This is a genomic window from Streptomyces sp. NPDC046727 (assembly GCF_040645635.1).
Taxonomy (GTDB): domain Bacteria; phylum Actinomycetota; class Actinomycetes; order Streptomycetales; family Streptomycetaceae; genus Streptomyces.
Window position 1 is genome coordinate 1 of sequence record NZ_JBEYYR010000074.1, and the last position, 11944, is coordinate 11944.

11 protein-coding genes and 3 pseudogenes are annotated in these 11944 nt (G+C 69.5%); 5 read left to right on the top strand and 9 right to left on the bottom strand.

Features of this window, described 5'->3' with window-relative positions:
* Nucleotides 1–404 precede the first annotated feature (404 nt).
* The 3 pseudogenes from ABZ937_RS42300 to ABZ937_RS42310 all read right to left on the bottom strand — a co-directional run bounded on the left by ABZ937_RS42300 (nt 405) and on the right by ABZ937_RS42310 (nt 2061).
* A pseudogene (locus ABZ937_RS42300) lies at nt 405–1252 on the bottom strand (DUF5753 domain-containing protein).
* A 15-nt stretch (nt 1253–1267) separates the two neighbouring features.
* Nucleotides 1268–1825: pseudogene (locus tag ABZ937_RS42305) on the bottom strand (DUF6879 family protein); the annotation flags it as partial.
* Nucleotides 1782–2061 (bottom strand): annotated as a pseudogene (locus ABZ937_RS42310) (hypothetical protein). The pseudogenes ABZ937_RS42305 and ABZ937_RS42310, both read right to left, overlap by 44 nt.
* A gap of 231 nt (nt 2062–2292) precedes the next feature.
* Between ABZ937_RS42310 and ABZ937_RS42315 the strand changes: the two are divergent.
* The 4 genes from ABZ937_RS42315 to ABZ937_RS42330 all read left to right on the top strand — a co-directional run bounded on the left by ABZ937_RS42315 (nt 2293) and on the right by ABZ937_RS42330 (nt 5999).
* Nucleotides 2293–2751: a hypothetical protein gene (locus ABZ937_RS42315; RefSeq protein ID WP_361700895.1), complete on the top strand. Its 459-nt coding sequence runs from the start codon at nt 2293–2295 to the stop codon at nt 2749–2751.
* Between the two features lie 125 nt (nt 2752–2876).
* Nucleotides 2877–3323, top strand: coding sequence for a hypothetical protein (locus tag ABZ937_RS42320; RefSeq protein WP_361700898.1), 447 nt, complete (start codon nt 2877–2879; stop codon nt 3321–3323).
* Nucleotides 3324–3879: 556 nt separating this feature from the next.
* Nucleotides 3880–4095 carry a DUF6207 family protein gene (locus ABZ937_RS42325; RefSeq protein WP_361700923.1) on the top strand — a complete coding sequence of 72 codons (216 nt, stop codon included), beginning with the start codon at nt 3880–3882 and terminating at the stop codon, nt 4093–4095.
* 698 nt (nt 4096–4793) lie between these two features.
* Nucleotides 4794–5999, top strand: coding sequence for an acyl-CoA dehydrogenase family protein (locus tag ABZ937_RS42330; RefSeq protein WP_361700900.1), 1206 nt, complete (start codon nt 4794–4796; stop codon nt 5997–5999).
* 94 nt (nt 6000–6093) lie between these two features.
* Here the strand turns inward: ABZ937_RS42330 and ABZ937_RS42335 are convergent, their stop codons facing one another.
* The 4 genes from ABZ937_RS42335 to ABZ937_RS42350 form a co-directional block, all read right to left on the bottom strand.
* Nucleotides 6094–7284, bottom strand: coding sequence for an IS110 family transposase (locus tag ABZ937_RS42335; RefSeq protein ID WP_361700903.1), 1191 nt, complete (start codon nt 7282–7284; stop codon nt 6094–6096).
* Between the two features lie 270 nt (nt 7285–7554).
* Entirely contained in the window at nt 7555–8016 is a 462-nt protein-coding gene (locus tag ABZ937_RS42340) for a hypothetical protein (RefSeq protein WP_361700906.1), read from the bottom strand.
* Between the two features lie 136 nt (nt 8017–8152).
* Entirely contained in the window at nt 8153–8440 is a 288-nt protein-coding gene (locus ABZ937_RS42345) for a hypothetical protein (protein WP_361700909.1), read from the bottom strand.
* 708 nt (nt 8441–9148) lie between these two features.
* Complete coding sequence (locus ABZ937_RS42350) at nt 9149–9754, bottom strand: helix-turn-helix domain-containing protein (RefSeq protein ID WP_361700912.1); 606 nt, start codon at nt 9752–9754, stop codon at nt 9149–9151.
* 69 nt (nt 9755–9823) lie between these two features.
* Between ABZ937_RS42350 and ABZ937_RS42355 the strand changes: the two genes are divergently transcribed.
* Complete coding sequence (locus ABZ937_RS42355; protein WP_361700915.1) at nt 9824–10717, top strand: NADP-dependent oxidoreductase; 894 nt, start codon at nt 9824–9826, stop codon at nt 10715–10717.
* 424 nt (nt 10718–11141) lie between these two features.
* On the opposite strand, the gene ABZ937_RS42360 is transcribed toward ABZ937_RS42355, so the two are convergent.
* The gene (locus tag ABZ937_RS42360; RefSeq protein ID WP_361700918.1) at nt 11142–11531 is read right to left on the bottom strand and encodes a hypothetical protein; all 390 of its coding nucleotides are present in this window, start codon (nt 11529–11531) and stop codon (nt 11142–11144) included.
* 32 nt (nt 11532–11563) lie between these two features.
* Nucleotides 11564–11944: IS5 family transposase (locus ABZ937_RS42365; RefSeq protein ID WP_361700920.1), on the bottom strand; the 381-nt coding region annotated here is incomplete at its 5' end.

Consider the following 11944-nt stretch of genomic DNA (forward strand, 5'->3'; position numbering starts at 1 on the left):
GATCCCGGCCCGCTCGCCCGGGCTCGCCGCGCTATGGTCCGTGGGCGCCGGCGCTGTCAGCGGTCGGCGGTCAGCTCGCCATCATGGCCCGGAGGTCGCTGAACGACAGCTCGTTCGTGCCACGGTCCGCCGCCTTACTCTGCGTCCACGCAAGGATCGCCGGGTGCGCATCCTCGTACTGGGCGCCGGCGGGAAGCGGGCGTAGCCGCGGTCGGCGCGGGCCAGCAGTACCCGGCAGGGCCGGCCGAAGGCCGGGGGGTCGAGGCCGCGTCCTTCCGGTGCGGGGCCGGTGGGTGTGGGTGCGCTCATGGGGCACCGCCTGCGTTGCTGAGTGCGTCGGTGTCGTTCGACGCTACGGAGGCCGCCGCTCGCTCCTCAACGAGATTGCGGGGAATTGCGGAAGTTCACTCCAGGGCGTCGATCGCGGCCCGGATGAGGGCGCGGGCCGTTGCCGTAGACGGCCATCGACGCGAGGCCGGCGAACGCCTTGGCGTAGTCGGCGACCTCGCGCGGCTGCGTCGCCTTGATCTCCGCCGTCAGCGTCTCCACCACGGCCATGGTGTCGTCGTGGACGTAGAACGCCTCCAGCGGCCACACGGTGCGCTGCGCGGTGAACGGAATGATCCCCAACTGACACCGCGGCGAGCGGCATCACCGAAAGGAGGTGGCGCAGCTGCCCGCGCATCGCCTCGGGGTCGGCGGTGCGGGAGCGCAGGACGGATTCCTCCAGGAGGACGGCGTAGACGTGGCCGCCCTCGTAGAGGAACCGGGAGCGGGCGACGCGGGCAGCGACCGCTTCGGCGACGTCGTCGGGGGTTGCCCTGGAAGCGGGTGATCTGCTCCATGAGGGCCGTCGCGAACGCCGGCGTCTGCAGGAAACCCGGCGGCACGTTGGAGACGTAGACCCGGCAGTGACGGGTCTGCTCGTGCAGGGCGTACCCGTCCTCCTGGACCTGGCGCATGCCGCCCTGGTGCAGGCGGCGCCACTGCAGGTACATCGAGTCGACCGCGCGGGCGGTGGCGATGAGGTCATCGGCCTGGTCGTCGGCGCCGCACGCCGCACGCCAGGTCCGGATGTCCGCGTCAGAGGCAGCACCGCGCCCTTTTGGATGCGGGTCGTCTTCGCGGGGTGCCAGCCGCACGGGGCGGAGAGTTCCTTCCCGGTGAGGCCGGCGTCCTTGCGCAGGTGCTGCAAGCGCACGGCGAGCGCCTGGCGGGCCGCCTGTGCGCCGGACGACGGGGAGGCGGGCACAGGTCTGCTCAAGGGGGCCTGGACGGTGTACTTCTCGTGCGGGATGCCGCGTTCCCACACGTTCCCACACCGTCTCGAACACGGCCTTGCACAGCGCGACGGCGGCCGGGTCGCTGGTGCGTTCCTTGCCGTCTGGTGCCCAGTCGCCGGTGCCGGTGAAGTGGTGGAACTGCACGAGCTCGCCGTCCAGGAGCCAGAAGTCGTTGCCGGGCAGCGCGATGCCGGAGGCGTGGCGCCGGGGCAGCCAGCGCACGTCCTTTCCGGCCTGGGGTTGAGCGGGGTGATGGCGTGCTCGTAGCGGATGTAGTCGGTGACCGGCTCGGAGACGATCCGCGCGCGGCGCATCACCACGCCGCGGGCGACCGCGTCCTTGACGAGTGGCATCCACTGGGGCCAGAACGAGCGGGCCGGGTCCACGTTCGGTACGCCGGTGCGCAGGAAGGTCTCGAAGTCCTCGGCTTCGTCGCCCACCGCGTAGACGTCGCGCATCTCCAGATGGACCGCCGTGCGGTGGGTGTCGGCGAGCAGTTCAGCGAACGTCGCGGTGTTCAGCTGCTGCGCGTTGCGCGGCATCACACGCCTCCCTTCAGGATCGACACCCTGCGGGCCGGAATCCGGATCACCCGCTCGTGCGGGGGAATCCCGGCCTTGTGGCCGGCCACCCACTCGGTGGAGCCGACCTGGGCCTTGAGGAGTCCGTCGGCTTCCTCGCCCTGAAGGGCCAGGTCCGCGCTCTCCTCTTCCACTCACACCGTGGGCGATCCCTCGCCTCCGGTGTTCGGGTCGATCCCGACGAACCGTGACGCCATGACTGTCTCCCCTGTCGAGCTGGTTGCGGAGAGTTGCGCGCACCGCGCGTCCCGCGCCGGTGTGGCAGCGGTCAAGGCCCCGGGCGCTCCCCGGCGCGATGACGAACGCTCCCCGAAGGACCCGCTGGGTTTCCGGGGGCCGGGTGGGCGAAGGGGCCGGAAGCCCCGCCCGTCCCGGACCGGCGCTGACACACCTCGGCATGTTGTGATCACCGAACGCCGACGGAGGACGTGCTGAGCCAGCCGGAGCAGCCCTGGCAGCCGGGCCCGAACGATGTGCCCTTCACCACCCGCCTGATCAGCCCGCACGGCGACCGGCACCCCGGCTTCAACGACGCCGACGGCCGCTTCCACCGGCTGTGGCAGCACCGCCGGCCCGGGCCGCTGCACACCGGGGACACGATCCTGCTGCGCCCCAGCGACATCGACCAGATCATCAAGTTCTCCATGCTCTGGGTGAAGAACCAGCGCGGAGGCCGGGCCGGCGGCACACGGTGTGCCGCCCGGCCCGGCCTGCGCCGTCCGTCCTCGGCGGCCAGGAAGGTGACCTTCTGCCCGTCGCGGAGGGTCAGGTCCGGCGTCTCGGACCGACCTGTAGTGGGTGAAGAGCTCCATGCCGCAGTGCGATGCCATGAAGCCGTGGCGCATCCCTGCACGCGCCCTGCGAGGCAGTGTCCGGGACGCCTGTAGCGCTCGCGGCGGCACCGGACATAGTGACGTTTCTCCGCGGCCTTCCGGCCAGACAGACGGCGGTATCCCGACGAACATTCGTTAATGCCGCTTAACGTGCCACTGTCGTGCGCAACGTGACAGACATGACTTCCCCGAACACTGCGGTCTCCCAGCGGGGAGGACCGCAATGGGTCCAGATCGATCCGCTCAGCTTCGACCGCCCCCTCACCAGCGTCGACCAGCAGATCCCCGATGTCCCGGAACTCGAGATCCCCTTTCCCGGCGTGTGGCAGATCTCCTACAACGCCCGCGCGTCGATCTACCCAGGGTCAGGAGCCCTGTGGGTCACCACATCATTGTTCAACAACGGCACGCTCCTGCGCGGCAGTGAGGCACTGGCCGGCATCCAGGGTTCGAGCGTGGGCCTGCAGAGCACCTGGGGCCAGACGATCCTGGAGCGCTTCGACGCCGGGGACCGCGTGACGCTCCACGCATACACCCTCTCAGGGGGCAGCGGCAGCTCCGCCCACCTCATCAGCAACGACCACGGACGCACGACCGTCGCGGCGCGCTGGGTGAGTCCGACCTGACCCCAGAACACGAGCCGCTGACACAGGAGCCTTACAGCCCGTGTCAGCGGCTCGCCCACGTTCCACCGGACGCACCTGGGACATGGCGGGCAGGATCTCCCGGCGCCGAACAGACGCCTGACCGCCTGATACGCCCGTGGTCCTCCGCGTCGCCGGCGGCGACGCGGAGGACCACGGACAGGTGCTTGGGGACCTCATTGCCCGCACGAGCACGACCGCGGGCGCTCCCCGGACACAGGGCACGGTGCGTGCGACACAGAGGCCGGGTGGCGGGCAGGATCTTCCCGAAGGTGACGTCGCACCACCCCGCAGAGGGTGCACGGCACCCCTCCGGTGGAGGCGTGGTGGGGAGGTGCGCGAGGCCCGGCGGCCGGTGCCGCCCGAGCGCCGCCTTCCGCCCGCCCGCACTGCGCGACAGGCTTCCCTGTCCGGTGCTTTCCCGCTCCCGTCACCCTCACGATCACCGCGCTCCACACCACCAGGTGAGGCATCCACCGCTGAGCCGAGCGGGTGAACCCCTGGCGAAGCAAGAACCCCTTGACCACGCATGCTCGTCATGGGTTGCGTGGATGCGATCAACGAAGTGCACGTGTCGGAGCCCGGCGTGGTCGTCGTGGACGTGGTAGCCGCCGACGACCAGACCGCCTTCGCCTTCCAGCAAGCGCTCGCGTCGATGTGGGCGACCACCGCGGTGGAACGCACCACACGGGACGCCGGACAGCCCGGCGTACGGCTGCGCTGCTATCTGGACATGCGGCAGGCACCGAGCTGACCGGCGCCGGCCGGGCCGGCTCCTTCAGCGGGCGAGGACGACGGTGACGGGCACGTGGGAGCACCACCCGAGCCGGCCGGCCAGAGCGTCGCGCTCGACAGCGTCGATGCTCAAGGCGAAGACGTGCCGCCGGTGTCGGTGTTCTTGGTGGTCCCAGGCAGGCGCTGGGGTGCGGGCCTGGGGTGGTCGGCAACCACCCGCAGACACATGGCCGCCGGGCCGAACACACAGTCGGGCCTGCAGGCCCGCGGAAAGCCGACCTGGCATCGGATCCACAGCGAGAACAGACCACCCAGTGCACCCCGGAACCCTGAAGCAGGAACACGCCGGGCCGGCCGAGCCCGGACTTCCGGGCCCAGCGCCTGCCGGCTGCCGGGTTCGATTCGGCTCAAGTCACCGCCGCGGGCGGTTCAGAGCCCTGGTGCGTGACGCCTTCCCGACGGCCACGGTGGGAAGCAGCCATGTCGTTCTCCCCGTCAGCCTCCCAACCCGTGGGGAAGCGACGACACAAGCAACCACCCGCGGATAGTCCGCGAATGCTCGGGACCGTCCTTCTTGACGAGGCCGCAGGACCGCACTTTCGGTCCTGTGCAGCAAGTGGCCCGCACCAGGGGGCACGGGCAGGCATACAGGTACGGTGCCGGTACCGGCCGCCGGCCTCTTGCCCGACCCTTTCACATGTGACGAAGGGAGCTCCCATGACGATGGGCGCCGCGGAACCAGCCCCGGACATCGAGCAGGCCACGCTGCCCGGACGGGCCGCAGCCTTGGTCGAGTTACTCCGGCGCAACGCAGCCCGCACCGACCAGGACCGCTGTGTCGCTCCAGAGAACATCGCGGCACTCGACGGGGCCGGCCTGTTCAGCCTCACCGTTCCCCAACGGCTCGGGGGCCATCAGGCACGCATCCGCACGCTCGTCCAAGTGGGTGCGGAACTCGGCCGCGGCTGCGGATCGACTGCCTGGACCACCAGCCTGATCAACATCTCGGGCTGGCTCATCGGCCTCTACCCCCAACGCACGCAGCGTGAGGTCTACGCCCAGGACCCCGGCACCCGTGCCTGTGCAGTCCTGCCACCCCACGGGACCGGCAGGACAACCGACGCGGGCACCGTCGTCAGCGGACGGTGGAGCTTTGCCTCCGGCTGTCTGCACGCCCGATGGGCACTGCTCGGCATGACGCTCACGGGCGAGCACGGCGAGCGCCGGGACCAAGCACTGGCCCTGGTCCCCATGAACCAGCTGACGATCGAGGACACCTGGCACGTTGCCGGGATGCGCGGCACCGGCAGCAACACCCTCACCGCCGACGACGTCGTTGTCCCGGCCCACCGCATCCTGTCGGTGACACAGGCGCTCCAGGGCACTTACCCGACCGAGTTCAAGGACGAGGCCCTGTACCGTGCGGCGTTCGTCCCGACCCTCGCCCTCTCACTCGCCGGCCCGCTGCTGGGCCTGGCCCGCGGCGCGATGGAACTGGTGCTGGCGTCCCTCGCCACCGGCCGGGGCATTTCGCATACGCACTACGCACAGGCATGCGAGGCACCCTCCACCCAGATGCAACTCGCCGAGGCAGCATCATTGATCGACACCGCCACCCTGCACCTGATGCGTGCCGCGGACGATGTCGACAACTGGGCGGCGAGTGGCCCGTGCATGCCCCTGGTCAACCGGACCCGGGCGCGCATGGACATCGGCACAGTCGCCCGCTGCTCACGAGAGGCACTGGACCTGCTGCTGAATGTCCACGGAGCCCGGAGTTTCGCCGAGGACAGTCCGCTGCAGCGCATGTGGCGGGATCTGGAGACCGGTACGCGGCATGCCATGATCAACCCCGCCATCGCGACCGAGATGTACGGCCGGGCCCTGCTCGGTATCGAAGACCAGATCACCCCTCTGATCTGAACGAAACACGCCCCGACGACGACCGAGACTCGGCCACAGGCCTTCACGAACCGAAATACACAAAGACGCAGTCACTGATTCCTAATGCGGTCTGTCAAGCTGCGAGGGCAGTGGGCGGCGACAGCTCGTAGCGCCGGTCGTCGCGTCGTAGAGCCCAGAGGACGTTGACGCGGCGGCGTGCGAGCGCGAGGACGGCCTGAGTATGCCGTTTACCCTCGGCGCGTTTGCGATCGTAGAACCGGCGCGACTCGTCGCAGTGCCGAATGCTGAACAGCGCGGAGGTGTAGAAGACGCGTTGGAGGCGACGGTTGTATCGCTGGGGGCGTCGCAGGTTGCCGCTGATCTTCCCCGAGTCGCGGGGCACCGGTGCGACGCCGCCGAAGCCGGCGAGGCGGTCAGCGGTGCCGAAGACCGTCATGTCGCCGCCGGTGGCGGCCAGGAACTCAGCGCCGAGGATGACGCCCAGGCCGGGCATGCTGGTGATCACGTGGAAGGCGTGGTGGTCGCGAAACCGGGCCTCAATGTCCTTGTCGAGCTCGGCGATCTTCTGGTTGAGAGCCATCACCTCCTTCGCCAGCGTGTGCACCAGCTGGGCAGTCAGTTTCTCGCCGGGCAGGCTGGTGTGCTGGCGTTCGGCGGCTTGGACGGCGATCTCGGCGAGCCGGTCGGGGCGGACGACGTGACGGTTGCGCAGCCAGGTCTCCAGCCGCTTGCTGCCGTTCCGACGAATGGCGGCGGGGGTCTGGTAGCCGGTCAGCAAGGTGAGCGGGCCCGTGCTGGTCACGTCCAACGCCCGTTCCAGGCCGGGGAAAACACCGGTGAGCTGGGCTCGGAGACGGTTGACCGTGCGGGTGCGGTCGGCGACAAGGTCCATGCGCCGACCCGTGAGGATCTTGAGGTCGGTGACCGCTTCCTCGGTGGCGCGTAAGGGGTGCAGGTCGCGGCGGACGCGGACCTGGTCGGCGATGACAGCGGCATCCTTGGCATCGGTTTTGCCCTCGCCGCGGTAGGTCTCGGAGGCACGGTGGATGGCCCGGCCGGAGATGTAGTGCACCGGCTGGTCGTGGTTGAGGAGGATCGTGAGGGCCAGGGCGGCCCCGCCGTCGGCCAGATCAATACCCCAGGTCACGTGGTCGCCGAGAGCCAGGACGCCGCTGAGGAGTTGGAGCAGTTCGGGCTCGTCGTTGGTGATGCGGCGTGACAGCAGCCGGCGGCCGCTGTCATCGATCGCGACGCAGTGGTGGTGGGTCTTTCCTGCGTCGATGCCGGCCCAGATCGCTGTCATGTGGTCCCTCCGTGCGGTGTGCTGCTGATGCCTCCCACGGACGACCTCGCTGTCGATTCCCTACAGAGCGATCATTCGCAATTCCTAATTGGCAGCCGAGTCGTCGTGGGGCACCGGGCGGCCAATCAGTGCAAGCCACACGCGGCAGAGCTCTTTGAACCACACCCGGTGCCCCTGGGTGGGTGAACCATACGAAGGGCTCACCGCCTCCCGCAGAACAACGTAGGGAGTTCTCTGCCCAGCCGCCGCGGCAGGCCGCCCCGCCCGGCTTCAGCGCGGTGCCGGCAGCGCGGACAGAGGCCGACGGTCCTCACCATGGCCGACAACCCGCCACACCGGCCGCTCGGGCCCGTGCACGGTCAGCAGGGGCAGGGTCGTCGTCGCCACCATGATCCGCCAGTTCGGCCGGGCACGGTCGTGGAAGGCGGCCTCCCTCATGCCCGGTACCGCGCGGCGCTGAGCAGGGGCGAAGACGAACAGCAGCGGCGGGAAGGGCCGCTCCAGCGACGGCCCGGCGTAGGTCTCCTGCCAGTGGGAGCGCGGAGCGCGGGCGGCGTTGCCGCGGCCGGACGCCGGTGCGTTGCCGTAGGCGTCGTAGCGCTCCAGCTTGGCGAGCAGGCAGGCGTAGGACATCGCGTGGTCGATCCCCACGAACGCATGCGAGCCGCCTGCCAGGAGCACCACGCCGTCGGGCACCAGGGAGCCGGCCGGGGTGGGGTGGGCGACCTCCACCTGCCAGTCGGCCTGGTCGGCCGCGCCGGCGTGGTGGAAGGCGATGACGGTGTCGACCAGGGCGAGGGCGTACTCGCGCAGGCCCGTCTTGCTGGCTGCGCGCTGCCCGGTGGCCCGGCCGGCCTTCGGCGCGAGTTCACCGGAGGCGGCGGCTTCGGCCAGTCCCGCCGGGGTGCAGTACCAGTAGCTCTGCTGGGCGCGGTGACTCCGGGCCGACCAGGGCGTCCGCGCGGAGGTTGCGCAGCGCGCGGCGGATGTAGTCCGCCTCCTGGTGGTGCGGCAGCAGGAGCGCCTTGAGCTGATGGGGCGTGGCCAGGCAGAGCTGAGCGAGGGTGAGGAGCACCTCGCCGCGTATCTCGGCCCCGGCCTTCACCGGCCCGCTGCTGCGTGCGCGGGGACGGGACGCTTCTCCAGGCATATCCATGCTGGGAGAAGAGGAGTTGCAACCGGCTCGGGCAGGTGGGCAAGGGGTGTGATCAGGGACATCAGCCAGACGGCGGCTTGAAGCTGCGGGGCTGAGAGCGGGGCTCGCAGCAGGGCGTACTGCGGGGCTCGTCGTCGCAGCGGCACCGGACAACGTCCGCGTGGCCGGCGGGATGGAGGCGGTGGTCATCGCGTCCTCGGGCTTCTGCGGCCGCAGCAGGCCGGGTCGGTGACAAGTCCAGCCACGTGTGCGCGAAGCGGTACGCGGCCGGGGCCACCGTGAAGAGGCACCCCTTGACCCACGCCTGATCCGACTCACCAGTCAGCGCCCGCTATAGGCGCATCACCCCCTTTGCAGCCCCGCTTCGTCCGTGACCGGACCCGCATCCCGCCGCCCGAGGCCCGCGACGGCATCGTGCCGGGCCGGGCGCGGGGAGGAGATCGGAACGAAGATCGATAGACGGTCTCGCAACGTTCAGTAGCCGGTGGTCAGCAGCATGCGAAGAAGGGTTGTGGGCCCCGATGGCGGACGACAGGTGGCCCCGAAGGGCATCGGCTGGTCCCGCTCATGGGGGCCGGCCGCAGCCCGACCGCCGGAAAGGCCATGCGGCCACGGTTACCGGCCAGAACGGTCAAGGTCGGCTCGCCCACTGATCTGCTCTGGGGCCGGGGGTTCGGCGAACCGGCGAGGGGCAGGGTCGAATCCTGACTACGGCCTGGCCGTGCCGGTGGAGTTTTTGGAGGGACAGGCGACGGCCCAGGCCGCCTCGATCATCTGAAAGATCTCGCCCACCGCGGCCTGCGGATCGGCCGCCTCACGGGCCAGCGCATAGGCGTCGATCACGAACCTCGCGATCGCCCGGCAGGCCGTTGGGGTCCCTGACAGGTCGGGATCGGCGGCGATGGCCGTTGCCAGCGACTCCGCGTGGCGCAGCCGCATCGACTCCTCGTACTCCCGCAGGGCGGGTGAGGCGTCGATCATGCGCCAGATCGGGGCGGCGCTGTCCGCCGTGCAGTGTCGCACCAAGGCCTGGATCTCGCGGCGCAGCGCGGGGACGAGCGGCTCGTGCGGCGCCCGGTCGGTGACCGCCCGCGTGAGGCGCTGCTCGAAGTCTTCGTCCTGTTCGAAGACCAGGGCCTCTTTCGAGGCGAAGTGGGAGAACAGCGTGGTGACGGCCACGTCGGCCTCGGCGGCCACGTCACGGATACCCACCGCGTCGTACCCGCGCTCCAGGAAGAGCCGCAGGGCGGCGTCAGCGATCTTCTGGCGGGTCGCGGCCTTCTTGCGCTCACGGCGTCCGGTCGGCACGGTCATACCCTCACACTATCAGGTACGAATCCATAACGGATTCAAAACCCTAACGGTTAGTGTTATGTTCGGTGCATGAAGAAGGTGAGCTTCGCCGAGTTCGGCGGTCCGGACGTTCTGCACCTCATAGATGCCGAGGATCCCCACGCGGGCCCCGGCCAGATACGCATCGCCGTACGGGCGGCAGGCGTCAACCCCGTCGACTGGAGGCTCCGTGAAGGCCAGGTCCTGGGGGCCCATCCCATCGAGTTGCCCGCCGGAGTCGGACTGGACGCAGCCGGGGTGGTGGACGAGGTCGGTGACGGCGTCGAAGGGGTCGAGGTCGGCGACCGCGTGTTCGGCGAAGGCACGAGCACGTACGCCGAGTTCGCCGTGCTGTCGGCCTGGGCCCGTATGCCCGAGGGCCTGACGTTCGAAGAGGCGGCCGGCTACCCCTCCGTGGTGGAGACCGCGCTGCGCATCATCCGCGAGGTCGGTGTGCGATCCGGGCAGACGCTGCTGGTCAGCGGCGCGTCCGGAGGAGTCGGATCGGCGGTGCTGCAGATCGCCCGCGACCGCGGCATCACGACGATCGGGACCGCTGGGGCAGCGAACCAGGACTATCTGCGCAGCCTGGGCGCCCTCGCCACGACATACGGCGAAGGCTGGGTCGAGCGGGTACGGCAGCTCGGCCATGTCGACACAGCCCTCGACCTGGCCGGCTCGGGCGTGATCCGCGAGCTCGTCGAACTGACCGGAGACCCACAGAAGGTCGTCTCCATCGCCGATCTCCGCGCACCCGAGCTCGGCGTCCGATTCTCCGGCGCCCCCGGGAGCATGCCCGAAGCACTCGCCGAAGCCGTCGACCTCATCTCGCGCAGAAAACTCCACATCCCCGTCGAGAAGTCGTACACGCTCGCCGAGGCCGCAGCGGCACACATCGACAGCCAGGCCGGTCACACACGCGGACGCCGAGTCCTGGTCATCTGAAAACCAGCTGCGCGTCGTCCTCACACAAAAATTGAGGACGACGCCGGCCAGGACCCCACTGCTTGACCGGAAGACAGCCGGCCCAAGCCACACCAGGGCCAACAACCGACCGGAACGACCAACTACCGATCGACATCACAGCACCGACCAGGCCCGAACTGCCCCCGCTCGGTCTGAACCGACAGCAGAAATCCACGAGACCGGGAGGCAGTGGGTGGCGTTGCTGTTCGAACAGCATCCCGGCAACGCCGTTCCCGGAGCAGGAAGGCCGAGACGGAGGACTCGGTCACGGCACCAGGGCGGCCTAGACGATCAATACCAAGGGATGCCTGCGGAGGATGCGGGGTGGACGGCGGCCGAAGCCACCCCGAAACGGTCAGACGGCGGACTGCCGGCCCCTGGTTGTCGAGATGGCAGCGGGCGGTCAGGCCTCAGGGGCGACTTCGGAGTGCGTGAACCGCACGGGCTTGCCCAGCGACCGGGCGTAGGCGATTTCGGCTCGGGCGCTGTCTCCGATGTAGTCGCCGACTACGAGCACCTCATCAGCGAGCCGGATCTTCGCCCGGTGCAGACCGTCGAATCGAACCATCAGCGCCTCGGCCTCGACAGGATCGGACCACAGTTCGTGCGGCGACTTCATGTCAATGCCCGGTTTGACGACAATCTTTCCGGCTTTGCCCTCCCGCAGATCAGCCTCGTTCATCTCGGCCATGAAACGGGTGGAGCCGCAAATCACGACGACACGCGGAAGGCTCAACAGCTTCTTCACGTCGGCGAGCTTCTCCTCGGCGGTGAGCAGTTGCGGGTATGACACCGGTTCCTCCTGGTGGTGTCGTCTTACAACGGCTAACACAATGAGCTCAGTTGTCGGTGGGTGATGAGGCAGCAGGCGAGTTTGAGGAACGCTTCGTGGATGTCGGCCCGGCGTTCCCAGCGGATGCGCAGGCGCCGGAAGCCGTGGAGCCAGGAGATGGTCCGCTCGATCACCCAGCGGTAGGTGCCCAGGCCGGTGCCGTGCCGTGTCCCGCGGCGGGCGATCGCCGGGACGATGCCGCGGGCGCGGACCTGGTCGCGATAGATGTCGTGGTCGTAGCCGCGGTCCGCGAAGAGCGAGTCGGGTCTGCGGCGCGGACGGCCGATGCGGCCACGGACCGGCGGGATCGCATCGAGCAGGGGCAGGAGCTGGGTGACGTCGTTGCGGTTGCCGCCGGTCAGCAGGACCGCGAG

Excerpts from the sequence above, each read along its gene's own strand:
- ABZ937_RS42320 (WP_361700898.1), top strand. The coding sequence starts at position 2,877 with ATGACTTCCCCGAACACTGCGGTCTCCCAGCGGGGAGGACCGCAATGG.
- ABZ937_RS42325 (WP_361700923.1), top strand. The coding sequence starts at position 3,880 with ATGGGTTGCGTGGATGCGATCAACGAAGTGCACGTGTCGGAGCCCGGC.
- ABZ937_RS42330 (WP_361700900.1), top strand. The coding sequence starts at position 4,794 with ATGACGATGGGCGCCGCGGAACCAGCCCCGGACATCGAGCAGGCCACG.
- ABZ937_RS42335 (WP_361700903.1), bottom strand. The coding sequence starts at position 7,284 with ATGACAGCGATCTGGGCCGGCATCGACGCAGGAAAGACCCACCACCAC.
- ABZ937_RS42345 (WP_361700909.1), bottom strand. The coding sequence starts at position 8,440 with ATGGATATGCCTGGAGAAGCGTCCCGTCCCCGCGCACGCAGCAGCGGG.
- ABZ937_RS42350 (WP_361700912.1), bottom strand. The coding sequence starts at position 9,754 with ATGACCGTGCCGACCGGACGCCGTGAGCGCAAGAAGGCCGCGACCCGC.
- ABZ937_RS42355 (WP_361700915.1), top strand. The coding sequence starts at position 9,824 with ATGAAGAAGGTGAGCTTCGCCGAGTTCGGCGGTCCGGACGTTCTGCAC.